The 25,284-nt window shown below is 61.2% G+C and carries 18 protein-coding genes; 4 read left to right on the top strand and 14 right to left on the bottom strand.

The window, feature by feature from the left end; translation table 11 throughout:
- Positions 1–2 precede the first annotated feature (2 nt).
- The 4 genes from FHW96_RS08670 to FHW96_RS08655 all read right to left on the bottom strand — a co-directional run bounded on the left by FHW96_RS08670 (position 3) and on the right by FHW96_RS08655 (position 5,257).
- Positions 3–1,280 (bottom strand): O-antigen ligase, encoded by a 1,278-nt coding sequence (locus tag FHW96_RS08670; RefSeq protein WP_172340152.1) that lies wholly within the window; start codon positions 1,278–1,280, stop codon positions 3–5.
- Entirely contained in the window at positions 1,273–2,493 is a 1,221-nt protein-coding gene (locus FHW96_RS08665) for a glycosyltransferase (protein WP_172340151.1), read from the bottom strand. The genes FHW96_RS08670 and FHW96_RS08665 overlap by 8 nt, the downstream gene beginning before the upstream one ends.
- Before the next feature lie 66 nt (positions 2,494–2,559).
- Complete coding sequence (locus FHW96_RS08660) at positions 2,560–3,894, bottom strand: hypothetical protein (protein ID WP_172340150.1); 1,335 nt, start codon at positions 3,892–3,894, stop codon at positions 2,560–2,562.
- Between the two features lie 208 nt (positions 3,895–4,102).
- Positions 4,103–5,257: an alginate lyase family protein gene (locus FHW96_RS08655; RefSeq protein WP_172340149.1), complete on the bottom strand. Its 1,155-nt coding sequence runs from the start codon at positions 5,255–5,257 to the stop codon at positions 4,103–4,105.
- Between the two features lie 143 nt (positions 5,258–5,400).
- Here FHW96_RS08655 and FHW96_RS08650 point away from each other — a divergent pair, with 143 nt between their 5' ends.
- The 4 genes from FHW96_RS08650 to FHW96_RS08635 all read left to right on the top strand — a co-directional run bounded on the left by FHW96_RS08650 (position 5,401) and on the right by FHW96_RS08635 (position 9,959).
- Complete coding sequence (locus FHW96_RS08650) at positions 5,401–6,000, top strand: polysaccharide biosynthesis/export family protein (protein WP_172340148.1); 600 nt, start codon at positions 5,401–5,403, stop codon at positions 5,998–6,000.
- Between the two features lie 33 nt (positions 6,001–6,033).
- A complete protein-coding gene (locus FHW96_RS08645; RefSeq protein WP_172340147.1) occupies positions 6,034–7,344 on the top strand; it encodes a lipopolysaccharide biosynthesis protein in 1,311 nt (436 codons plus the stop codon).
- A 165-nt stretch (positions 7,345–7,509) separates the two neighbouring features.
- Positions 7,510–8,583 (top strand): Gfo/Idh/MocA family protein, encoded by a 1,074-nt coding sequence (locus FHW96_RS08640; RefSeq protein WP_172340146.1) that lies wholly within the window; start codon positions 7,510–7,512, stop codon positions 8,581–8,583.
- 44 nt (positions 8,584–8,627) lie between these two features.
- The gene (locus tag FHW96_RS08635) at positions 8,628–9,959 is read left to right on the top strand and encodes a Gfo/Idh/MocA family protein (protein ID WP_172340145.1); all 1,332 of its coding nucleotides are present in this window, start codon (positions 8,628–8,630) and stop codon (positions 9,957–9,959) included.
- A gap of 47 nt (positions 9,960–10,006) precedes the next feature.
- Here the strand turns inward: FHW96_RS08635 and FHW96_RS08630 are convergent, their stop codons facing one another.
- The 10 genes from FHW96_RS08630 to FHW96_RS08585 form a co-directional block, all read right to left on the bottom strand.
- A complete protein-coding gene (locus tag FHW96_RS08630; RefSeq protein WP_172340144.1) occupies positions 10,007–11,734 on the bottom strand; it encodes a TolC family outer membrane protein in 1,728 nt (575 codons plus the stop codon).
- Between the two features lie 37 nt (positions 11,735–11,771).
- Positions 11,772–13,115 (bottom strand): HlyD family type I secretion periplasmic adaptor subunit, encoded by a 1,344-nt coding sequence (locus FHW96_RS08625; RefSeq protein ID WP_172340143.1) that lies wholly within the window; start codon positions 13,113–13,115, stop codon positions 11,772–11,774.
- 4 nt (positions 13,116–13,119) lie between these two features.
- The gene (locus FHW96_RS08620; RefSeq protein ID WP_172340142.1) at positions 13,120–14,946 is read right to left on the bottom strand and encodes a type I secretion system permease/ATPase; all 1,827 of its coding nucleotides are present in this window, start codon (positions 14,944–14,946) and stop codon (positions 13,120–13,122) included.
- Positions 14,947–15,438: 492 nt separating this feature from the next.
- Positions 15,439–16,620, bottom strand: coding sequence for a glycosyltransferase (locus FHW96_RS26695; protein ID WP_172340141.1), 1,182 nt, complete (start codon positions 16,618–16,620; stop codon positions 15,439–15,441).
- Positions 16,621–16,659: 39 nt separating this feature from the next.
- A complete protein-coding gene (locus FHW96_RS08610) occupies positions 16,660–17,790 on the bottom strand; it encodes a glycosyltransferase (protein WP_172340140.1) in 1,131 nt (376 codons plus the stop codon).
- A gap of 196 nt (positions 17,791–17,986) precedes the next feature.
- Complete coding sequence (locus FHW96_RS08605; protein WP_172340139.1) at positions 17,987–19,162, bottom strand: hypothetical protein; 1,176 nt, start codon at positions 19,160–19,162, stop codon at positions 17,987–17,989.
- 45 nt (positions 19,163–19,207) lie between these two features.
- On the bottom strand, positions 19,208–21,388 hold the full coding sequence (locus FHW96_RS08600) for a polysaccharide biosynthesis tyrosine autokinase (RefSeq protein WP_172340138.1): 2,181 nt from the start codon (positions 21,386–21,388) through the stop codon (positions 19,208–19,210).
- Positions 21,389–21,455: 67 nt separating this feature from the next.
- Positions 21,456–22,154 carry a polysaccharide biosynthesis/export family protein gene (locus FHW96_RS08595; RefSeq protein WP_172340137.1) on the bottom strand — a complete coding sequence of 233 codons (699 nt, stop codon included), beginning with the start codon at positions 22,152–22,154 and terminating at the stop codon, positions 21,456–21,458.
- Positions 22,151–23,521 (bottom strand): O-antigen ligase family protein, encoded by a 1,371-nt coding sequence (locus FHW96_RS26690; RefSeq protein ID WP_172340136.1) that lies wholly within the window; start codon positions 23,519–23,521, stop codon positions 22,151–22,153. The genes FHW96_RS08595 and FHW96_RS26690 overlap by 4 nt, the downstream gene beginning before the upstream one ends.
- Before the next feature lie 340 nt (positions 23,522–23,861).
- On the bottom strand, positions 23,862–25,148 hold the full coding sequence (locus tag FHW96_RS08585) for an exopolysaccharide biosynthesis polyprenyl glycosylphosphotransferase (RefSeq protein ID WP_253950826.1): 1,287 nt from the start codon (positions 25,146–25,148) through the stop codon (positions 23,862–23,864).
- Between the last annotated feature and the right edge of the window lie 136 nt (positions 25,149–25,284).

Here is a 25,284-nt window from a genome sequence, read left to right as displayed (position 1 = left end):
TTTCAGGAAATGCCTTCCTGTTTCGCCGCCATACGCGGCGGATTGGCCCGCAGGATCAGCGCCACGGCGCAAAGCACCGACAGCGACACGCTGTTGGCGAAATTGATTCCGCGCGTTTCCAGAAAATTCACCGCAGCATAGCCGAACAGCACCCCGGCCATCACTGCATAGGACCATTCGCGCCGCCGCATTGCCGCAGCGATCGCGATCCCCATCGCGCCGAACAGATAGACCAGATAGGTCAGCAGCCCCAGCACGCCCATATCCGCCATCGCCGCCAAATAGGCATTATGCGCAGAAGAGGCGGCGGTAATGTACTGCTCGTGATGGCGATAGCCCACCCCGAACAGGGGATGGGTGTAAATGATGTTCAACGCTTCCTGCCATGCGGCAAAGCGGCCCGTGCCATTCGATTCCAGACCCCGACGCGCATTGTCCAGCAGGAACACCTTGGAATAGATCACCGGCGAGGCCGCCAGCAAAACAATCAGACCCAGCACCGCAGCCCCCACCATCCTGAGCCTTTGCCGCCCATTGGCGCGCAGCCAGTACAGCAGAGCAACCATCACGCTGCCCGCCATGGCGGCAATCATGCCCGAACGGTTTTGCGAAACGATCAGCATGTAGGCGCAAATGCCCATCACAACCGCCCGCACCGGCAGGCTGCGAATGACATAGGAGATCAGCAGCGTGGAGGCAGCAGTCGACCCCCAGTAATTCGGGCCGATGCGCCCCTGAAACCGGCCGACCACATAATTATTGTCCACCAGCGCGACGATCATCACCACACTTTGAAACACAGCCAGGGCGGTAAAGACCTTACGCACGATTTCCTCGGTGTCCTCTTGCTGAGAACAGAGCACGCAAATCAGGACCATTACGTAAAGGCCGATGGCCAACATGCCAAAATCTTTGGGCGTGATCTCATAAAGGAAACTGGCGGCGATCAGCGTCAGGATCCACAGGAACAAGACCGCCGGGCGGATCACCAGATCCAGCGCGACATAGCGCCGCACCACCGTCAACGCCGCCGGCAAAAAGCCCAGCGCCACCGCCGCCACCGTGATCCCCAGCGATTCGGTCGTTTCCGTGCGCGTATCGACCGTGCCCAATTGCCCGATGAAGCCGCGCGGCGGCGTCACCACAAAGGAGAGCAACGGGATCAGGCCCAGCCACCACCCCCACAGCGCATTGGCATCGCACAGATCACGCAGCGTCTGCCGCCAGTCCCGCCGCCAGCCCTGATGGAGCGGCCAGGTTGCCGCATGATCCTCACGCATTGGATGCGACCTGTTCTTTGACCGCCACCGCCCCCGAGGGCACTAGGCGATTATACAGGGCCAGCAGGTTCTTCTGCTGACTTTGCCAGCTATATTTGCTCACCACCGCCTGACGCCCCCGCTCGCCCATGGCCAGCGCCTCCTGCGGGTTTTCGTGAAGCCAGCGGATGCGGGCGACCGCCTCCTCGATATTGGCCGGATCGACGCAAAAGCCGCAATTATCGGCATCCACAATCGCCCGCCACACCGGAAAATCCGAAACCACCATCGGCAGGCCCGCCGCCATATATTCAAAGAACTTGGTCAGTTCCTTTTCATAATAATGCTCATGCAGCGGAAAGACCGCGAGCCCGGCCGTCCAGGGCTCACAAAATGCCTCGACCATTTCGTGGGTGACGAAATAATTGACCCCCTGAAGGATCACCGTCGAAGCCTCGCCCTCAGGCTTGCTCGACCGCTTCACCCATTCCATCGTGCCATCCTTGGCCAGCAGGCCGACATGGACATCGCCCGCCGCCTCGATCATTTTGGGCGCCAGGTCCTTGGGGATACGGCCGGAAAAATGGATCGTGCTGCCCGGCAGATGCTGCGCCAGCGCGGCCTGCAACAGCGCGCCCCGGCTTTCCGAAGCAGTCCCGGCATAGATCAGGCGGATGTTTTCGGGCCGGTTGGCATGGCGATCAACCGAGCGCAGCCGTTCGGACCGGTCAAGATGGGGGTAATTCAGCACCGGCGTGGCGCCGGGAAAGCTGCGTTCGTAATAGCGTTCGGCAATCACCACCTCAAAGGCGCTGTTGGCGGCGCGCGCCACAGCCGAATAGGCCGAGGACACCAGATTACGCAGGCCATCAGGGATCCATTCTCGCACCCCCGCCGCCTGCGAGAAATCCTCATGCACGTCAAACACCACCTTGCGCCCCAGCGCGCGGAGCAGGAAGCCCCATGGGATCAGTTCCGGGTCGTGGAAATGGAGAACCTGCGCGCCCGATTTCCACCCCCGCCAGGTCACCCGCGCCGCGGTCAGCGTCACGCGTTCCAGACGGTTGCGCGGGGCGGGCACGGCCAGGATTTTGACGCCATTGACCACCTCGTCGCCGCCATTGCGAATGACAAGGCTCACATCATGCCCGGCCTCGGCCAGCGTGCAGCATTCCCGAAAGAAGATCCGGTTGTCCTGCCGTTCATGATGCGATGACAGATGTGCGATCTTCAAGACTTGCCCCCTATCCAAAGATCGGTTCCCGGCGGCGCCATCAGGCTTTGCGCCGGGCCCGATGGATCACGCCTCTTTCAGGTTGCGAAAGAATGTCCCGGCCTCGGCCAGAACCGCCAGCATCAGCGATCCCAGCAGCGCCAACACGACACCCAGAATAAGCAGCAGCTTGATCTTGGGCGCATTGGGCACCTGCGGGGTGGACGCGACTGTCTCCACGGTCAGATCGCCTACGCTGTCGAGCGTGCTGACGATGCGTTTGTACCGGTCGAAATCGGCATTGTAGGTGGTCAGTTCAAAGTCGCGCTCATGCTCAAGCTGGGCCACGGTTCCAGTGGCCTGCAGGCTGCTGGCCATTTCCGCCTTGCTCTTACGCAAGGCGACGCCTTGCGCCCCGGCGCGCTGCGACTGCGCCGCCGCTTCGACGCCCAGCCCGGCCATCGCGGTCTTGCGGATCGAGGCGGACTGCTTGTCGATGGCGGCCTTGAGCGTCTCGACCTTTTGGCGTCCTTCGACGGCCAGCGGGTGCAGCGGGCCATAGCGGCTGGTTCCGCTCAGCGCCTCGGCCTGCGCCAGACTCAATTGCGTGCGCAGCGCCTGAATGGTCGGGTTGGCGTCGACCGCGGCGTCAGCCATCGCGGCGCGGTTGCGGCCCGACACCAGCGCGGCATCAGCCTGCGCGCTCGCCTGCTGGGCCGTCATCATCGAGACGTCGCCGCCCAGATTGGGCCCCTGCAGGTTCAGCACGCCCGCCCTTGCCCGCGCATCGGCCAGCCGCTTTTCCAGCTCGCCAATCTTCGCGCGATGCTTTTCAAGGCTTTCCGCCAGTTCCTTGGTGCCGTTCAACCGAACCTGACGGCGCAAATCGCCCTCTCTTTCGGCATGCACCTGAATCAGAGTGTTGACGATTTTCGCCGCCAGCACCGGATCGCCCCATTTAAATCCGACCTCGATCGAATAGCTCTGCCCAACCCCTTCGACATTGAGATTGTTGAGCAGATTGTCCTGCGCATAGCGCTGGGGCGTATCGGTCGAAGGGTCGCTGTCGCGAACGGGGGTCGTATCCCCGGTCACGGCGCGAATCACACCGCCGACCGTCGAGCGTACAAAGCTGCCCACGCCCAGCATGCCGTCCAGCACCCGGAACTTGAGCGAGACCTTGGTGAAGGAGGAGTTCTGATCCAGATGAAGACGTCGCACCACTTCGGCTGCATTTTCGCGCGACTGGATGCTGGAAATCTCCGTCGCCACCGTATCGGCGGTGGGCATCAGATAGTTCATCGCCCCGCCGCGCTCTGTATTGACCACGTTGCGCCGGGGATCGATCATCACGATGGCGCGGGCGTAATAGCTGGGCGGAGCCAGCACAACGTATAGAACGATGAGGCCATAGATTATCATGGCCGATCGCAAAATACCCTTACGCCGCCGCCTGAAGAAATCTCCCAGTACGAAAGCCGTTTCGCGAAATGGTCTGACCTGAACGTTATCCAATTTACACCCCCAATTTACAAGGCCAACAACCAAAACGGCACGCCGTGACGGCGAGAATCTTCAACGATCCGACCCTTGACTATTGGCTGTCTGTTGATGTTCGATGCTGATCATTCTAATGCCTTGAAACATAAAGCGCCAACTCATCTCCACCCGTTTCGGCGGCAGCCAGCCTAGGCGTGGCGGCAAGGCGCCGGGCCCAGGAAGGCGGAAGAGCCGTCCGGCCCGCGTAAATCGCCAGCCAGCCCCACAGGGGTTTGGGCAATTCGCCGCCATCCTTGAAAACCGGCTTTTGCGGCGATCCTGTCTTTTTCTCAAAGATCTCAGGATTTTCCGCGCCCGCCAAAACATTGCGTGCCAGCCGGTCCATCGCCCTGTCACAGGTCGCATAACCAGACTGGTTGTTTCTCTCAGCCAGCTCGGCCAACAGAAACAACGGCTGCAACGCGTAAACGTGATAGTGCAGCGCAGCATGTCGACGCTTTAATTCCATGGGAAGGAATCCATCAGCCGTGACCGAACAAGCGCCATGTCGAAAAGATTCCATTCCAAAATCAAAGAAAGTCTGATTACCAATTGCAGCACCGGTTGCGCCGATGGCCAGCCCTGCCCAATAGAGATGGTTATTTTCCACGGGCGATCCTGTCACACCATTACGCCGAAACTCCAAAAGGTTGCCCGCCATTTTGGCCAGCCATTGTTCAATACGCCGATTCTCTTCTTCACCCGCCGCATCGGTGGGTGCATCGCGAATCTGTAGGTAGGAAAGCGAAAGCCCGGACAGCAGCGTGGATAGTTTGAACCATCCCGCGGTGCCCGAGACGCCGGTGAAAGCCTCGCCTCTTGCCCACTGGTCCAGACTATAGCGTGCGCATTCCGCAGCTGCTAAATCTTTGCCGTCAGATCGGATGTATCGGTTGGCCTGATTGGTTAATCCGGCCATAAAAGCCAGGATCGGAGCCATGGCTTCCTTATAGGCATCCTCGGCGTCCTGATCGACAACATCCGCAGATTTCCCTGGTTTATAACGCGTATTAATCATCAGATCGCGCACCGGCACACCAGCAACCGGACAGGATGCATTTCTGGCCACGAAGCGTCCACCGCCCCCGCCGGAGGGTACATGAAATGGCGCCTGATAGTGATGATCGCCCGTCCGTATTGGTGGCGCGGCCTTGCTATCCTTTGAGTCGCAGCCCTGCGCCGCCAAAGCCAATATAGTGGTGATTACGTAATAACAACGAGAACGGACGAATCGGTTTCTTTCCATGAACCAATCTCCACTTGATAAGGTGGCGGCGAGATTTTACCAATCTCAGCGACTTAAGGCACCGCAATGTGTCGTACCCTTTTATCTGAAGGATATAGGGCGTCGTCAACGTGAACCTCCTCACAAATGGAAGCCTTTTAACCATGAAAGATCCGCGAAATAGATTGCGCTTCGCCCTGCTCGCCGCCTTGCATGGCGGGGCCCTGCTCTCGCTGACGGCCTGTGCGCAGGACCGCCTTCCGCCTTTGGAACCGGCCAGCGCGGCCGCGATCCAGAGCGCCCCGGCCTATGTGATCGCACCCGGCGATCTGGTTCGCATTGTCGTTTACAACGAACCAAATATGACCGGCGACTATCTCGTCCTGCCCGAAGGCACGATCCAGTTGCCGCTGATCGGCGTGGTGATGGCCAAGGGGCAGACCGCCAGCCAGCTCTCGGACGAGATTCTGGGCAAGCTGCGAAAGGGTATTCTGACGGAACCGCGCATTTCGGTGAATCTGGCCCAGATGCGCTCGGTCTTTGTCAGCGGCGCGGTCACCAAGCCGGGCGCCTATCCCTATATTCCCGACATGACGGTGGATATGGCGGTGGCGGTGGCGGGCGGCTATACCGACCGGGGGGCGCATAACCGTGTCGTCCTGCGCCACAGCGGCGAAGCCGAGCGTCAGTTCGAGCTGAACCCGGGCATGCCGATCAAACTGGCCCCCGGCGACATCATCAAGGTGCCCGAACGCGCCTTCTGATAATTCCACCATCCGTGGGATCGGATATAGATCGTGTCCATTCTGAACCGTATCAATAGGATAAGGCAGACGCAGAGCGACCGCCTCTTCGGCTTTGCCGATCAGGCGCTGCTGGGCGCGGGCAATCTGCTTACGGCCATCCTGATGGCGCGCATCCTGCCCACGGACAAATTCGCCGCCTTTGCCACGGCGGTGGCGATCTATTTCCTGCTGGCCGGCTTCTTCCGCGCCATTATCGTCATCCCCTTCCTCCTGTCGGGCAAGGAGGCGGATAATGAGGAGCACAAGCCGCAATGGGCATGGCTGACCGTGCTGGTCTCGGCCGCGCTCTTTGTGCTGATGCAGGGGATCGCCATCGGCATGGAGCGAGCGGGTTTTTCGGCCTATGCCTGTCTGGTGGCGGTATTCGCCGCATGGCAGACGCCGGGCCTGACGCTTCAGGAATTCGGGCGGCGCTGGCTGTATCAAAGCCACCGGGGGCTTCAGGTGGTGCTGTCATCGATGCTCTCGCTCACCATCATGCTGGGCGGGCTAGGGTTGATGATGCTGGGGCGCGTTTCGCCCACGGCGGCGCCGCAACTGATGGGGCTGGCCGCCTTTGCCGCCTTTGTGATGCAGATGGCGGCGCTGCCGCCCCGGCTCTGCGCGCCCAGCCTGACGCAGATGGGGGCCTTGCTGCGCCCGCGGCTGAATTTCGCCTTGTGGCAGGCCTTTACCCATATTCCTTTCGTGATTTACGGTCAGGGCTTTCCGCTGCTGCTCACCCATGTCGCCCCGCCGATCACGCTGGCGGGCTATTCGGCGATCCGCAATGTGCTCAATCCGATCAACAGCATCGTGAGCGCGGTGGATTCCACCGACAAGGTGCGCGCGATCAACGCCATGCGGGACAAGGGCGTGCCCGGCGCGCTGGCCTCGGTCAATGGCACAAGACGGTTCATTCTGGTGCTGGCCATGCCATGGCTGTTGTTCAGCTGCGCCATCGGTCCATGGCTGCTGCCGATCCTCTACAAGGGGCGCTACAGCTATCCTTTGGAAATGGCGGTACTGGGCGTTTACTACCTGTTGGTGGTGATCAATCAGCCATTCGAGACCTTTCTGATCACCAATGAAAAGGGCAAATCTTTGTTCGCCTCGCGTTTGACCAGCGCTGGGGTGACCTTTGCCGCGGCGGCGGTTCTGGTGCCCCGGATGCATGTGATGGGGGCGGTCCTTTCGCTCGTGCTGGCGCAGGGGGCCAATTGCCTGCTGCTCGCGCTGGTCAGCCGCCATGTCGTGCATGCCGATCGCACGCAGGAACGCCATCACGGCATTTCCGAAAGGGATCAGCCGGTCGGCGCATGAAATGATGGGACCAAATTTGCAGGCTTCGCGGTATTCAAAGTCAACAATAAATTATTTATGGCAAAATTATGATCATAAATTCAAACCACTACGGATAATACACCGGATATTATTTCAGCTGTTGATCACTATGCTTCGACTATATTTCAAAGGGAGTCCAAGATCGTGAAGCCTTTCCGTTGGGGTATTTTCGGGACAGGCGCCATCTCGGCCAAATTCGCCGAAGGGTTGAAGGCCGCTGATAATGCGCAGGCCCATTTCGTCGCCTCGCGCAGCCTGTCCAAGGCGCAATCCTTTGCCCAGGCGCTGAAAATCCCCCATGGCATCGAGGATTATGCCAAGGCCGCGACCTCTGGCATGGCCGATGCGGTCTATATCGCCTCGCCGCCCGCCGAACATGCCCGCCTCGCGCTCATGTGTCTTGAGGCCGGGGTTCCCGTGCTGATCGAAAAGCCCTTTGCCTCCAACGCCGCCGATGCCCAGCGTATCGCCGATGCCGCCCGCGCGCATGGCGTCTTTGCGATGGAGGCGATGTGGACGCGCTTCCTGCCCGCGGCCCAGGCCTTTCGGGATCGACTGGCGGGCGGCGCGGTCGGCGATGTCCACATGATCTCGGGCAGCTTTGGCACCGCCAAGCGGATCGACCCGCGCAATGGCGCCTTCGATCCCGCACGCGGCGGCGGAGCCATGGCGCAACTGGGCACCTATCCCGTCTCGCTGGCGCAATGGCTGTTTGGTCCGCCGGTGAGCATTCAGGCCAGCGGGCGGATGGGGGAAACCGGGGTCGACGAGGACGTCGCCTTCACCCTGCGCTTTGCCAATGGCGTCACCGGGGCGTTTTACGCCAGCATCCGCGCATGGGCGCCCAATGATTTTCAGGCGATGGGGCCGGAGGGGATTCTGGCCTTTCACGGCCCGCTCTATCGCCCCAACGGGCTGCGCATCACGCGGCAGGCGCCGCAACGCTTTTCCGAGCCGAAGTTCCATTGGAAAATGCGGTTGAAGGAACATGACGCCTTTCACCGCATCGCCCAGATGATGGGCTGGTCCGCGCGCGACCGGTCTAAGGTCGAGAATTTTCGCTACACCGGCAATGGCTATCATTACGAGGCCGACGAGGTGCAGCAATGCGTGGCGCGCGGCGCGACCGAAAGCGCGATCATGCCGCTGGACGACAGCATCGCCGTGGCCCGCACGCTGGACGCCATTCGCGCCGCACTTGTTACGGCGCCCATCTGAAACATAGGGCCCATACGCATATCCGGGGGGCAAACAGGGGGCTTATGAAAATAGGCATTATTGGCTGCGGCTATGTCTTTGATCTTTATATGCTGACCATCGGCCGGCATGAAAACATCGAGATCGCAGGTATTTACGACATCAGGTCCGAACAGGCAGAAAGGGTCGGGAAATTCTTCGGCCTGCGGGTATATCCTGATCGGGAGAGCATTCTGGGCGATCCGGAGATTGAGGTGATCGCCAATCTCACCTCGATCGAGGCGCATTACGAGGTGAACAAGGCCATCCTGCGGGCGGGCAAGCATGTCTATTGCGAAAAACCTTTTGTCACCGACATGGATGAGGCGCGCGAGCTTTTCGCTCTGGCCGAAAACCTGGGGCTGCGCATTTCCTGCGCCCCGTCCAACGCGCTGTCGGCCACATCGCAAACCATGTGGAAGGCCGCGCAGGACAAGGCCGTGGGCGATGTCCGCATGGTCTATGCCGAGTTTGACAATCAGCCGGTCTACCTGATGAATCCGGAAACATGGCGTTCGCGTTCAGGCACACCATGGCCCTATGTTCATGAGTATGAATCGGGCTGTACGTGGGAGCATGTCGGCTATCATCTGGCCTGGATGTGCGCGATTTTCGGGCCGGTGCGCAGCGTTACGTCCTTTTCCAAAATGACCCTGCCCGACAAGACCGACCTGCCGATGGATCCGGCCGATACACCCGATTTCTCGGTGGGCTGCCTCGATTTTGAAAGCGGCGTGGTGGGGCGCGTCACCTGCTCGATTGCCGCGCCCTATGACCATCAGATGCGCATCATCGGCAATCGCGGGGTGATCCACACCAACACCTATCGCGAATATGAATGCCCGGTCTATATCGAACGCTTTGGCAAGCTGGCGCTGGATATGCGCCGGATGCGGCTGGCGCGCACCAACAGCTTTGTGCAATGGCTGGTGGGCATCGGCGGGCGCAAAGTGCCGCTGATCGTCACCCCGCCGCCCGGATCGAAACGCCTGCCGCGCAAGAGCATGTCGCCGCGGGCCATCTACAAGCGGTTTATGAGCAACCAGATCGGCATTCAGGACAAAGCCATCGGTCTGGCCGAATTATGCGACGCGATTGCCACCGGGCGGCCGCATTTCCCCTCGCATGACTTCACGCTGCATCTGACCGAACTGACGCTGGCGATTCAGGGGGCGGGGCCGGACGGGCTGCGCCATCAACTGACCTCGCGGTTTGATCCGGTCGCCCTGCCCGAACGCAGCCGCGCCGCCGCTCCCGACTATCGCGATTATGCAAGGCAAAGCTGGCGTGAAAAGATCTGGCAGCGCCTGCGCGAAGTGTTGCGCAAGGGGCCCGCGCCCACCAATCCGCTGATCTGATCCTGCGGCTCCCTCTCTTTCTCGGGAGGGAGCCGCAGCCCCCCGCCCTATTGCGGCGCGAAAATGCTGCTGTCCAGCGCCACCGCTGCCGTTTCGGGCGGCATATCAACCTTGGCCTTCTTGGTTTGCAGCAAGGAAGGATCGCCCAACGGCCGGTCCTTGTCATGTGTGGGGATGACCAGCCCGTCGAGCGCGATCAGCGAGGTGAACTGATAGGGCAGCACCATCAGCTTCGATTTGCGATAATGCGCCTCGGGCGAATAGGCATCGGTGTCCTTGACCAGTTGCTCGGCCTCCAGCCGCCCCATCGCCGAAATCAGATTGGCCCGCGCCAGATATTCATTGGCCAGCGCGGTGTTGTAATTGTTTTCCACATTCAGCAGATCGCGCGCCAGATCCAGCACGTCCAGCGTGGTGCGGTCGCCCGCGCGATGCTGCAATTGGGCGCCTTCATAGGCCATGCGGGCCGCGCGGGTGGCGCTGAGGTAAAAGGACAAAGCCGCGCGCGAGGATGCCAGTTGCTCCCACGCGGTGGCCACGGCGGCGCGCGACTGGCGCACCGAATAATCGATCAGCATCCAGTCGGACTGGTTGTTTTCCTGCGCCGCGCTGAGCCGAGCCACCCGGCTGCCGCCGTCGAGCAGCGGGACCGTCAGCGTGACCTGCCCTTGCAGGCGTTCATAGCGCACCAGCGTGCTGCTGGCCGAAGAGGGGAACGAGCCCCCGGTCAATTGCAGATCGACGCGGGGCAGGAATTCCGACTTGATCGTGCCGATCCCCGCGCGCGAGATCTTCTCCTTCTCCTGCGCCGCGCGGATCAGCGGGCTTTCCTTATCGGCCACGCTATAGGCTTCCTCCAGCGTAGCGGTGGGCACGTGCAGCACGTCAGGCGCCTCCAACTCTCCGGGCGGGGCGCCCACATCGCGCAGGAAATCGGCCTGGCTGACCGCCAATTGCCCCTCGGCCTGCACCAGCGTGCCGCGCAGGGTGGCCAGACGGGTTTCCACCTGTTGCAAATCGGCGCGGGTGATTTCCTTCACCCTGCTGCGGATCGTGTCCTCGCTGAACTGCTTTTCCAGAATGGCCAGATTCTGCCGCGCGATGGTGACCGATGCCGCATCGCGCAACACATCGACATAATCGGAAATCACCGCCAGCGTGACCTCCGCCTCAACCAGCCGCAATTGCGCGCGCGTATAGCTGACCTGCGCCTCGGCGGTGGCGACGGAATAGGGGATGCGGCCAAAGGAAAGCAGCGTCTGAGTCAGCGTGGCCGAAACAGTGTTGGTCCATGCCGACAGGTTCTGTTTGAAACCGCTGCTGTAATCAAAGCGGTCCTCGGTATAGGCCCGCGATGCCGTGACATTGAGCGTGGGGCCGTAGGCGGCCTTGGCGGCGCCGACATTGTGGTCGGTGGCCCGCAAGGTGGCGCGATATGCCAGCAGGCGCGGATTGCCCCGATAGGCGAGACTGATCGCATCGGCCAGCGTGGTCACGGCGCCGGGCGGCCCGGCGTCCTTGGCCGCCGTATAGGGCTGGCCCGGTTTGAAGCGGGGCAGCGGCAGGCGCGGGTCAGTAGGCACCCCGGCCTGCGGTGTCGCGCTCAACGGCTGCGTCTGGGCGGCGGTGGATTGCGCGGCCACGGCCGGAATGACCGGATCGGTCGACGTTCTGACGCCTGCCCCCATTGTCTGGGCGAAGGCCGGCCCGGCCAGCACCAGCGAAAGGCTGATCCAGCAGCCATATCGCCTTGCCTTGTCATGCGTGAAACCCATCGACTGTCCCCCTATCTGCGTTTCTGGCGAGCCCGGTTCAATTATCGCGGAAGGCCCGCGCGAACTGGTCGCGCAGCGGCTTGAGCAGGTAGCTCAGCATCGAACGACTGCCGGTTTCGATATAGACTTCCGCCGGCATCCCCGGCTTGAGGATCATCCCCGGGTTCTTCTTCAGATCATGCGCATCGATGGCGATGCGCACTTCGAAATAGCTCTGCTTGGTATCCGGATTGCTGGTGCGTTCGGCGGCAACGAAAATCAGCTTGCCGTGGATTTCGGGCGTTGCCGTGCTGTTGAACGCGGTAAAGCGGATGCGCGTCGGCTGGCCGACCTTCAACTGGTCGATATCATTGGGCTGAACGATGGCCTCGATGATCAGCTTGTCGCCATCGGGCACGATTTCCATGATCGTATCGCCCGGCTTGACCACATCGCCCGCCGTGGTCAGCTGCAATTTGTCCACCACCCCGGCATAGGGCGCGCGGATCACGCTGCGCTTCTCCGCCTCGGCGGCGCTCACGCTTTTCATCTGCTGGTCGTTGATCGTGTTGTTGACGGTGGCGAATTGCGAACCGGCATCGGCCTTGCGCGTCGCCCCTTGCGAGATGATCTGTTCCTGCGTTTCTGCGATGCGCGCCTGTACTGTGGCGATCTGGGCCTGAAGATTGGCGATAGAGCCTTCCATATCGGCGCTGGTCCGCTCCAGCTGGTTCATGCGGTTGATCGTGACCAGCCCTTTGTCCCACAATTCGCGCACGCCCTCGCGCTCGGGCGCGATCAGGTCCTGCTGTTTGCGCAAGGCATTGATCTGCGCCTGATAACCGACGATCTGCTTGCCATATTGGACGACGCGCGCGCGCAACTGGGCGACCAACTGGCCCGTCTGGGCATTGCGGGTGGCGAAAAGCCGCGCCTCATCCTGCATGGCCTGCCTTGCGGCAGGGTCCTTGCTGGCAAGCAGATCGGCGGGGAAGCGGATCGAGGAAAAGCCCATCCTCTCGGCATCCAGACGCGCGCGCTGCGCCTGCATCTGCACCACGGTCAGGCCCGAAAGCTCGTTGGTCGCGCCGCTGACCACATTGTCCAGCCGGAGCAGCACCTGCCCCTCGCGCACCACATCGCCATTATGGACCAGCAATTCGGAAACGATGCCGCCGCTGGGGTGGGCAATGCGCTTTACCCGCGATTCCACCCCGACCTGCCCGGAGGCGACGACGGCCCCGCCGATGGGCACAAGCACAAAGCCGATGACGACCAGCACGACCAGCGCGGCCAGCACCAGATAGGCCTCACGAATACGGTATTGCAACCGGTCCTCTGGGCTGCGCGGATCGATGGCCGAACTGATTTCGATCAGGCTGGCGGGAAGATTGCTGGACATGGGATCAGACCTCCTGCCCGTTGACGTCATTTTCATTGTTCAGCGCGGGATCCTTGGCGCTCTCATCCGGTTTGCCATCGCCGGTGGCGGCAAGCGTTTCATCGGGCTTGGGCGCGGGGGTCTTGCCATTGGTCACCCTTTCGGGCTGGCGGCTGACGGCGCGCAGCACCTCGTCGCGCAGGCCGAATTGTTCGGCCCGCCCTTCGCGCATGAACAGCACATGGCTGACCTGCGCCAGGGCCGAGGGGCGATGGGCGATGACCACGGCAATGCCGCCGCGCGCGCGCACCCCGGCGATGGCATGGCCCAGCGCGGCCTCGCCATCGCCGTCCAGATTCGAATTGGGCTCGTCCAGCACGACCAGAAACGGATCGTCATAAAGCGCCCGGGCCAGACCGATACGCTGACGCTGTCCTGCGGAAAGTCCCGCCCCCTCGCTGCCCACATCGGTTTCATAGCCGTTGGGCAAACGGATGATGAGTTCATGCACCCCGGCGGCCCGCGCGGCGGCGATCACCTTGGTGCTGTCGAGATCGGGATCGAAACGGGCGATATTTTCGGCAACGGTCCCCTCCATCAATTCCACGGATTGGGGCAGATAGCCGATGAAGGAGCCCAGCCTTTCGCGGTCCCATTGGTCCAGCGTGGCGCCGTCGAGCCGCACCGCGCCGCGCACCGGTTGCCACACCCCGGTCATCACCCGCGCCAGCGTTGTCTTGCCCGAAGCGCTCGGCCCGATCACGCCCAACGCCTCGCCCGCCTTGAGCGTAAAATTGATCCCGCTCAGCGTCAGCGTCTGCGTACCCTGCGGCGCGGCGAAAACCTGTTGCAGGGCCAGAGACTTGGTCGGCGGCGGCAGGATCACCCCGGCTTCCTCGGCGGGGGGGACTTTCTCGAACAGCAGTTGCAGCCGGGCCCATCCGCTGCGCGCGGCGGCAAAGGATCGCCATTGCGCAATGGCCGAATCAATCGGCGCCAGCGCCCGCCCGCACAGCATATTGCCTGCAAAGATGATGCCCCCGCTGGCCTTGCCGTCCAGCACCAGCAGCGCCCCCACCGTCAGCAGGATGGATTGCAGCAGCATGCGGAACGTCTTGCTGATCCCGCCGATGGTCCCGCTGGAATTGGACAGATGCGCGTTGGCCGACAGATAGTAGCGGTTCACCTGCGCCCAACGATCCTGCATCCGTTGCCGCATCCCCAGCGCCACCAGCATTTCAACATGGCGCAGATTGTTTTCGGCCAGTTCGTTGCGGATCGACACGATCTGCGAGAGCTTCTGCATCGGCTTGCGCGTGGTCGCATCGGTCAGCCAGGTCAGCCCCAGCATGATGATCGCCCCCACCAGCGTGGTCACCATCAGCAGCGGGTGCAAAAAGGCCACCACGATCAGGAACAGCAATATCCACGGCAAGTCGATCAGGGCGGCCGGCCCGCTGCCCGAAAGCCAGCTGCGCACCGAATCCAGATCGCGCATCGCGATGAGGCCGTCGCCTGCGCGCCGTCCGCCGCGCAGCACCGTTTCGGACATCACATATTGCACATGAGGCGCCAGTTCGCGGTCCAGCGTCTCGCCGATATCGCTGAGCATCCGCTGCCGCATACGGTCGAACAGCGCCTGAAAAATATAGACGATCACGATCATCACAAACAGGCCGAACAGCGTGGGCAGGCTGTGGCTGGGCAAGACCGAGTCATAGACCATCATCATGTAGATGGAGCCGCCCAGCATCAGCACGTTGAGCACCGCGCTCAATAAGGCAACCGCCCAGAAGGCATTGCGAAAACGCGACACGACCGCGCGCGTCCCGGTTATGATAGTCGTGGACATTTCAACAAGCTGCCCTTGTACGTTCGCCCGCCGCACATACGCACCCCACACTCGCGCCGCGCATTCGCGTGGGACGAGTGTGGGGTGCGGGCGCGTGAAGCAGGTGATCCGATCCTGTTTTCCTTACACTGCGCCGTCAGGTTACACCCGGCGGGAGGAAAACCCGGAACAAAGAAGCAGCCAGATCGGTGTAGATTGTCGTCCCGATTTTAGATTAATTTTAGCAACATCATCGGCTTATTCAGCTAATGTTCGGTAAAGCCCATTGTCCGCAACAGGCAAAAGCACGCCGTATCAACCATGTGGCGCGCACGTCTCTTCGGGGCGCAAAGGAGCGCGGCGACCGGAGGATTGGTCGGATTCGGAAAATAGACTGTTAAGCAATCGGTTCGGATGCGCGCCTTGACCGCGCATTAGGGGATGGCGCCGCGCATTTTCGCCGGAAACGGGCGAAAATGCCTCCGCCACCGCCCTAAGCCGGGCTTCCGGCCCTTAAACGTCCGCGCCCATTTCCTGCATGAAGCGCATCACCCGCTCGCGCGCCTCGGCGGCGTCGGGATAGAGCATCACTTCGACAGCATCGGCAAAACGCTCTGAATCGCCCATCCAGCGGCGCTTGAGCGATTCCTCGCGCATCGCGTTCCACGATTCCTCATCGGCCGAAAGCTGGCCCAGCGCGCGACCGATCCCGTCGGCCGATTCCGGCTCGACGATATAGCCGTTCACCAGATTGCGCGTCAGCGCGTCATTCGACCCGACCGGCGAGGAGGTGAGCATGGGCGCGCCAAACGCGAGCGCCTCATTGACCACCAAACCCCATTGCTCCTCGGTGCTGACCAGCACCAGCGCAAGACAGCGCGCCAGTTCGCCCGCCACCTGCGGCGCGGTCAGAAAGCCGGGAAATTCGACCAGATCCTCGATCCCCGCCGCCGCGATCTGTTCGCGCAGCGCCCCTTCGAGCGGGCCCGAACCCACCATCACCAGCTTATGCGCCTGTTCGCGGCCCACCCGCGCCACATATTGCGCAAAACCTTCGAGCAGCACGTTCAGGTTCTTCTTGGGCACAAAGCGGCCCACATAAATGAACGGGCGATCGCGAAAGGCCACGCCTTCGGGCGGCAGAAAAGCCAGCCCCTGTTCGCGCACGCGGTCCAGTCCGACCGCATTATAACCGGTCAGCACCGGCCGCTTGCGAAAGCCCAGAAAGCGCAGATATTCCATCTGGCGCCGCCCGCCGACAATCGCCCCCTGATAGACCGATAGCAGCGCGCCCTTGATCAGTTCGACCCAGGCTGAGCGGGAAAAATCGTCATATTTGGTCGCGCTCATCATGATGACGCGCACGCCCGAAAGGCGCAGCAGCACCACCAGCGGCAGGATCTCGGGCTCGCTGTAGGCGACGCCGATAAACACCGTCTTGCAGCGGCGCAGCGCGTGATACTGTTTCCAGAAACGCGCCCAGGGGGTGATCGATTCATAAACCGTGTCGGGAAACAGCGTCACCGTGGTGGCCCCGGCCACATCCTTGAACGGTTCCCATTTATAAAGATGCGATTTCGTGCAGACCTGAACCGCATAGACATGCGTCCGCCCCGCCAGACGATGGGCCGCCGCCACACAGCGGTCGACATGATAGGACGAGAACTGGGCCCAGAGAAATCCGATAGAATGCACAAATCGCCTCAATTATTTCGGGGCACGCTGGCCGATGCTTTAAGTTACCGTCGCGATCTGCATGACCGACTGAGCAAAAAAACTGGCATCCCCAAGGTGGGCCAGTTTTGTCGATTCCTCGGACATGGTTTGCCACTCGCCCTGAGAACGGGTCATTCGCGTCATGGCCGAAGCGATGCCTTCGACCGAAGCGCAATCGACCACATAGCCATTCACCAGATTGCGAACCAACAGATCGGTTGCCCCGCAAGTGGATGATGCAATCACCGGCAAACCGACCGCAACCGCTTCATTGATGACCAGCCCCCACTGTTCCTCATGGCTGACAAGAAGCAAAGCTAGAGCTCCTGCCATAGCTTTTACTACGGTTTGGCTAGGCATAAACCCTATTATGATAATTTTATGCCCTAATCCCATGTTTGCGATTTTTCGTTCGATTTCATCGCGCAACGGCCCGTCGCCCATCAACACAAGACGCCGCGCTTTGTCGCCCGCCTGCGCGTGATACAGCGCATAAGCGTCGATCAGCGTCGTCAAATTCTTCTTTTCGACGAAACGCCCCACAAATAAGAAGTCCCGATCATCCCAAGATCGGCTGACATCTTCTGGTGTCAGGCATTTTCGGATACGATCGACCCCAACACAATCGTATCCGGGAAGTACCATTCGCCGTTTGAAACCCAAAAACCGAATATAGTCAAAGTGGCGTTTACCAGCGACAATTGCCCCGCTATAGGCCGCCAGCCCCAGCGACTTGAGAAATTCAAACCAGCTCTTGCGGGGGGAATCGTCGAATTTCGAATCGAGCATCAGGATCACCCGCACGCCAAAAAGGCGCAGCAGCCAGACCAGCGGTACGATCTCCGGTTCATGATAACCGATGCCGATATAGGCCACATCGCAGCCCGCAAGCGTGGCAAACAGCTTGCGAAAGCGCCGCCAGGGCGACACGTCTTCATATTGGCAGCCATCGAACAAGGTCAGCTTTTCGGCATGGGCGATCCCGCCCGATGCCTCCCAGGCATAGAGCTTCGAAGAGGTGGCCACCTCCACTGCCAGCACCTGCGCCCGGCCCGCCGTCGCCATGCCCACCGCCTCGCAGCGATCCACATGGTAGGCGGCAAACTGGCTCCAGACCAATGCTAATCTCTTCAAGCGATCCTTGCGCATATCGCCCCCAATTTACGCCGTGCCTGAGTGGACAAAACAGGTCGGACCGAAAAACGCCATCGCCCCGTTTCGCGATGCCGCATCATCGGCCTGACCCAGACTGAACCCGTCATCAGGGCGCGAAAAAACGGTCTCCCCGGTCCCTTCGGGTCGACGCATTGTTCCATGCCCCACGGGCAATTAGCGGGCGATGAACCTATCGCCCGACGCCATCCCGCGCCATCGTCACCGATCCGAAAGTGACAGGATAGCTGGTAGGCTGCAAAGTGAACTGGAGGCTCCACGCCGAACAGCTCTGATCCGATACTTTAAAGACGGCCTGCCAGCGGCCGTCAGGCAACAGGGTCCGATCCTGCGCGTCAACCTGCTTGGCATCGGCGCACCACAGGCGCGGCACCATCGAGACCGAGGCCCGCCCGGTTGTATCGCGCGCCAGCCAGGTCAACCGATATTGCCCCCCGCCGATCATCGCCAACTGGCTGGCGGCGACCATCGGAGTGGGCGAAACATTGCGCATTTCCAGCAATTTGCCGCCCGACTTCTGCGGCTCTTCCGAAACGTTGAGATCGCCCGAAGCCGGAACCCGCCAGCGGAACGGCAGCGTTTCCTCATAGGCCGGATTATAGGCGGCAAATTCGCCGTCCATGATGAGCCCCGCAGGTCGATCATCGCAATGGCTGCGCCACAGGCCAAAGGCCGCATCGAACATGCCCCGCCGCGTCAGAGGATCAACCACCTGCGCGATCTGCTCACAGCCCACCTTCAGCCCGGTCCCGGCCATCCGCTCCAACAGGGCCACACGGCTGTTCAGCCTGTCCCCCTCCAGCAGGCGGGTGCTGCCGACATAGGCGCTGATCCATTCAGGCTTGGCCTGCATCCGCGCGATCAGCGCGTCGCCAAAATTCGCATTGGTGTCAAACGCACCGGTCAGCTCGGCCTGATCGGCCATCTGCGGCCGGGTACGCAACAAGCCGTCAAGCCGCATCGCCGCCACCGGCGCATCGCCCAGATCGAGCGCGGCCTGCATCCAGAAGATCTGCGTGGCCGGATCGCGCCAGCCCATCTGACCGGCCAGCAGGAAAGCATCATAGCCCTTGGCCGAATTTCCTGTCAGCCCCAGCGCCACCCCATAGGCGCTGAGCCGCCGGGCATCGAGCGGAGCATCAAGGATCGAAGCGCGCGCCAGCTTGACCGCGGCGGGCCCATCACGGCGTGCAAGGGCGTCCCTTACCTGTGCCATGCGTGCGTTGGGGGCCAATGCGGAAGGCAGAACCCCGGCCAGAGCGGAGGTGTTCACCGCCCCCCGATCCGCGCCGGCCGCCAGAGCCACCACCGCATAGGCCGCGGCGATGGCTCCAAGTCCCCAAGTCACTGTCTTGTTCAGCACAGGCAACGCAAGTCCCCTACCTATTCGCGCTTACCGCTTCTTGTCCCGATCGTTGCCGACCGAATAGCCATACTGATACTGGTAATATTCATAGCCATAATAGGACGAGTAGCGGCTTCCGCTCTTGAGCGGGTCGAACTTGGTCAGTACGCCGCCCAGGATGTTGCTGCGCACCGCGCGCAGGCGGCGCAGCGAAGTCTTGAGCGAACCGTGACGGCTGCGGTCGGATTCGACGATGAAGACCACACCCTCGACGATGGCCGCGATCATCGGCGCGTCGGCCAGACCCAGCACCGGCGGGGAGTCGATCAGGATGACGTCAAAGTCCTTCTTGGCCTCTTCAAGCGCCTCGCGCATCCGCATGCTGGAGAGCATTTCGGTCGGGCTGGGCGGAATCGGCCCCGAGGTCAGCATGAAGAGCCCCGGCTGATCAGTCGGCTGGGCCAGATCGGCCATCGAAGACTGGGAAGTCAGCACGTCCGACAGACCTTTGGTATTGTCGTAATCGATCAAGCGGTGCTGCGAAGGGCGCCGCAAGTCGGCGTCGATCAGCAGCACCTTCTTCTTCATGCGGGCCAGCGTCAGCGCAGTGGCATAGCTGCTGGTGCTCTTGCCTTCAGCGGGCTGGGCGCTGGTGATCATGAACAGCCTGGGCAGACCATGCTGGGTCGCAAAGAGCAGCGAGCCGCGCAAGGAGTTATACGCCTCGGAAATCTGGGACTTGGGATCGTCCAGTTCCAGCACGGGATTGTTGCTGCTCGACACGGGAACCACGCCCAGCAGCGGAATGGCCAGCTTGGTTTCCACATCCTCGGGGATGCGGACCGAGTCATCGAACTGTTCCTTAATGAACAGAACCATCGCCGTCAGCACAAGGCTGCCCGCAAAGCCGTAGAGCAGGTTCTTGAGAATATCAGGAGAGCTGGGACGACCGGGGGCCTGGGCCGTGTCGATCACCGAAATGTTCGAGGTGCTGATCCCGGCCGAAGCGTTCAGCTCCTTATAGCGCTGGAGCAGGCCGTCGTACAATTCGCGGTTGGTCTGTACTTCATGCTGAAGCAGATTGTACTGAACCGTGCGGTCCTGTTCGTTCAGGGTGTCGGCCTTCAGGCGGTCCACCTGTCCGCTCAGCTCGGTTTCGGCCTTGATCGCGGCTTCATATTCCGACTTGATCGCATTGCGCACATTGTTGGCCAGCGTCTGGATCTGGCTGTTGAGCGCCTGCAGCTGGGCCTGCTTGGCCGCAACCGTGGGATAGCCGTCAAGGTGGCGGGCGCGCTCTTCCTCGAGCGCGGCCAGCGCGGTGGCGCGCTGGGTCAGCAGGTTGGACACCGCCGCATTGGTCACCACCTCGGTGGCGTTGAGCAGCGGCCCCGAATTGATCGCACGCCAGCGCGATTCAGCAGCAATGCGGCGGGTCTTGGCTTCGTTGGCCGACTGGTTGAACTGGTTAAGGCTGGCCCCGATCACCGAGGGGCCCGAACCGGCGCCCTGCGTGCCGCCCCCGACATCGCTGCTCGAACGGATCAGACCGGCCGAACGGGCATAGCCGTTGAGCGCGCGTTCCGACTGTTCGAACTTGTCCTTCACCTCGACCAGCTGGCGGGCCAGAAATTCACGCGCATAACCCGAGCTTTCAAACTTGCGCTGAAGGCTGGACTGGATGAATTCGCTGGCATAGGCGTTGGCGATCTTGGCGGACAGGGCGGGATCGGCCGATTCAAACGAGATCGTCGCGATACGGCTGTCGCGCGGGATGGTCACGTCCAGCCCCTTGATCAGCAGCCCGGCCGCGCGCAGCGAAGCCTGCGTACGCGCAACACCGGCCGGATTGGGCTTGGTGCGCATGGCCTCGTAAAAAGCCGGATTGTCCACCAGCTTGAGCGCATCGGCAACCCGCAGCGCCAGCGACCGGCTCTTGAGGATCTCCATCTGCGTTTTGAGATAGCGATCGGTGTCCTGCATCGCGCTGGCATCTTCGCCCTGCCCCTCGTCATTGTCCTTGGACAGAACGCGGCTGGTGCTGTTGTTGATCTGAACCGTGCTGCGCGCGATATACAAAGGCGTCTGCAGCAGCGTGACCAGGATCGAGATCAGCAATGACCCGAAGAACAGCGACACGACAAGCACAAGATTTGCGCGCAGCACCGCATAGATGTAGCGAAAATTAAGACCGCCTCCGGAGGGAGCCAGAGGGTTTTCCTGATCCAAATTTTCGGTTGGAGCAACTGTCGACAAGGTCAAGTATCCTGATGCTTGGGGTCAATCGGGAAAGGATTCACCGAGCCAAATTGTAATAGACGTTGGCAAAAGGCGCCGCGGCAAGGAATTCATGCCAGGTGCCCTTCAGAGCCGAACGGCCGACCACCACCACGTCGCCGGGCTGGATCTGCGGATCGGGGCTCCGGCCGCTGCGAATGGAGGTCAGATCGAAACGGGCGCCGATCTTCTGCTCGCCTCTTTCGCGGAACAGATAGACTTCGTTGAGCTTGGCATCCTTGCTCGTGCTGCCCGCCTGCGCGATCGCGCCCAGCAGGGTCATGCCCGGAGAGGCTTCGAAGCGCCCCGCCCGCTGCACTTCGCCTTCAACTGTCAGGCCGAATTTGGCATGCTCGACAATGCTGATGGAAACCAGAGGGTTGCGGATATAGGCCACCGCCAACCGCTTTTCGATCTCTTCACGAACCGATTGGGTGTTGCGCCCGACCACCGTGAATTCGCCCACCAGCGGCATCTGTACGCGGCCCGCGCCATCCACCCAATATTGCTCGCCCGAAATATCGGGTTCGCCCACCACGCGGATCGACAGACGATCACCGGGCTGAATAGCGCCCAGGTCGTTGCCGTTCTCGACGGCCGGGATCAGCTTGTAGGCGGCATCCCCATGAGGAATGTTCGAGTTCGGACGGACCGTGCCGCAGCCGGCCAGACCGAGCGCCACCCCCACCACAATCGCACCGCGCCCCATCATCTTCATACATGCACTTCCATTTCGGAACGAGAAACAGTCCGTCGCGCACCGCCAAGAATGATCGCGACAAGAACGGCGAATATAGCTTCGAGCGACATGGAGCGTAATGGGTAGTCAAAGACCGAATGCGCCCCAATCAGGAACAGTCCCCAAACGGCACACCATACCTGCCAACGGCCGGGAGCCGAGGATTTGCGCAGCGCTTTGACCGCCGCGACGATCACAATAGCGACGATAACGCTCAGAATTATGGCAGCGGGCACGCCGCCTTCGAGATAAAGTTCAAGAAAATCGCAATGCGCGCGATTGACGATCCGAAAGGTCAGCCAGTCCAGCCGCTCATCAAGCTGAAACACCGGCTCGAACGTGCCCATACCGGTGCCCCAGGGCGAATATTTGTCGATGAGATAGAGCGTGTCCTTCCAGATTTCGGGACGCAGCTCCGTCTTCGTCAAAAAGCGGCCGAGCGATTCCGCAACCTTGGGAATGGTGGCCAGCAGCGCCAGCGCCGCTCCGCCCGCAGCCAGCAGCAAGGCGACCAGACCGGCGAAGGCCCTTTGCGACATGCCCAGCGCGGGACGCAGAAAAGCCAGTTGAAACAACAGCGCAAAAGGCACCATGACCATGCCGAAACGCGACCGCGTCAACACCACAGCCAGCGCAAAAAGCAGACCCGCCGTGCCGTTCAGCAGCAAAAAGCGCCAGCGTCGCCCCGAAATCGCCGCCTTGGGATAAAGCTCACGGGTGATGCCGCCGACACAGACGATGGCGATCAGGAAAATATCGGCCTGTCCGCTGCGGTTCGACTGAAAACCGTTCAGGAGATTTGAGCTTGAGCTATAGAACCTAAATGGATTCCCTTCAGCGCCCGAAACCTGCATCGCGCCCACGGCAAGAGCCAGCAAAGCCACAAACACGATCAGGATCAACAGCAACAGCCGCCCCGAAGCGCCGATCGAAGTGGCCATCAGCAACATGATCGCGGCGGGCGCCAGTGTAGTCAAAACTGCAAGCGTTTCGAATGGATAAAGGCTCACCGGGCGCCAACTATCCCCGGCCCCCACCAGTTGCAGCGTCGCCAGCGTCAATTCACGGCCCGGCAAAGCATGCCAGATCGAAGGCGGCAAAGGCACCAGTTGCAGCACCGGCAAAGCAATCGCCAGACCGGCCACAACATAAGCCGTGCGCGGCGGCGACACATGATAGCGCGAGGGCGCCAACAGCCGCGCAATGGCCAGCACAGCAACGATAGCCTGAACCAATCCGGCCAAAGCGGGTGCCGCATCGCCCCCGCCGCCGGCCAGCATCAGCACGGCCAGACTGGCCATGGCAAGAAACGTGGCGCTGCCTTGATTAACGAGGAGACTTCGCACCAATCACTCCCCCGCGAAAGCGGACAGCAGGCGACTGGAACCAACCGGTCCTCCAGCCAATCGACGCGGCGTTAAAGTCGCGTAATAAAGCTTTTGCCCCTTTGCGGAGGATGCCGAAGACCCCGTCACATCACCAACTCCCGCTACTGGGATAAACCGATATATTACCTAGGTAACTACACGGTATGTCTTTCCGAGTCCAGCGCGAGCGGCCACCATTCAACGCAGTTTAACGCAGGGCAGGCAACCGGAAACGCACTTTTCCAGATTCACGGCGCCGCCATGCACCGCAAAGGTTTATGAACAGGTTTCAAACCCACTTGGTACATTAGCCAGTAAGTTAAAACGCCCTTGAGTGGACGACCACGCGAAGCGTCATCAACATGATCCAGATGTCGCGCCACAGCGACCATCCATGGAGATATTCCAGATCGGCATAGAGCCGGTCGGTCAAATCCTCCTCGCGGTCGGTCGCCCCGCGATAACCGCGAATCTGGGCCAGCCCCGTCAGACCAGGCTTGAGGGCATGACGCTCCCAATAGCGCGGATCGACTTCCCAGAACAACTTACCCCCGGCCATCGAGCCAGTGGCGTGCGGGCGCGGGCCAACAAGGCTCATATCACCACGCAGAACGTTGATAAGTTGCGGTAATTCATCAATGCTGGTCGAACGGATGATCTTTCCGACGCGCGTAATCCGCTTGTCGTCCTTGGCTGCCGACTGGGTCCCGTTCCGGCCGATCTTATTCACGCTCATGCTGCGGAACTTGAAGATCGGAAAGAAGCGATTGCCCCGACCCACGCGACGCTGGATGAAAAAGACTGGCCCGCCATCCTCCAGCTTGATCGCCAGCGCGACGAGCAACAGGATCGGAGACAGCAAAAACAAAGCCGAACCGGCGACAAAGGCGTCAAGCATCCGCTTCTGCAATCTGTCGCGCAGGCCCATCGGCCCCACCGAAACCAGCAGCAGCCCATGCCCATTGGCGATCCGCGCGCCCTGCGCCGAGAGTTCGAGCACGGTGTCATCGACCACCTCGCCCGCGACATTCGCGCCCTTGAGAATGATCGACCAGTTCGCGCGCCGTTCAGGCACCGAACTGATCACCACGCGATCGGCATTGCGGATAATCATCCCGATCCGGTCCAGCGCATGGGGATCATCCAGCACCGGGGCCAAAGCAAAGCTCTGCGCCGAAACGTGAAAAGCGCCGTGCAGGGTAATATCGGGCCCGCCATCGTCGATCACCAACTGGTTGATCACGGACACACCGCAGCGCCAGCGCACAAAACGCCGCATCGCCACGCGGTTGACCAGCACGAACAGCGCCGATACCACCACGCCAATGGTAAACACCATGCGCGAATAATTGTCGGTCGAGCGCGCATAAAAGGTTACAAAGGTAACCGTTGCCGCCGACAGGCCCAGCGCCAGCAAAGAGCGGGTCGCGCTATGGCTGGTGCTGCGCAGGGATTCGATGGAATAGGCGTCGTTATACAGCGCAATGGTCAGATAGACCGGCAGCACCAGCTGCGACAGCATCACCGTGGCGCCGGTGAAAGTTTCGGCGCGCAAATAACCTGCAATCGCAAATCCGGCGAAGATCGCCAGAACATCACCCAGCATAAATGCCAGGTAGCATTGAAGACGACGCTGCTGCAACGAAGGCATCAGCGGCATACGCAATGCTTTTGCTCTTGCCTTGGCCCGTTTACGCAACGAACCGGACACACGTGCTACTGGCGCGTTCATGCTTGCTCCA

It is taken from the genome of Novosphingobium sp. SG751A, assembly GCF_013149295.1.
In the GTDB taxonomy this organism is placed as follows: Bacteria; Pseudomonadota; Alphaproteobacteria; order Sphingomonadales; family Sphingomonadaceae; genus Novosphingobium.
This window is presented reverse-complemented; position numbering and strand designations above follow the sequence as displayed.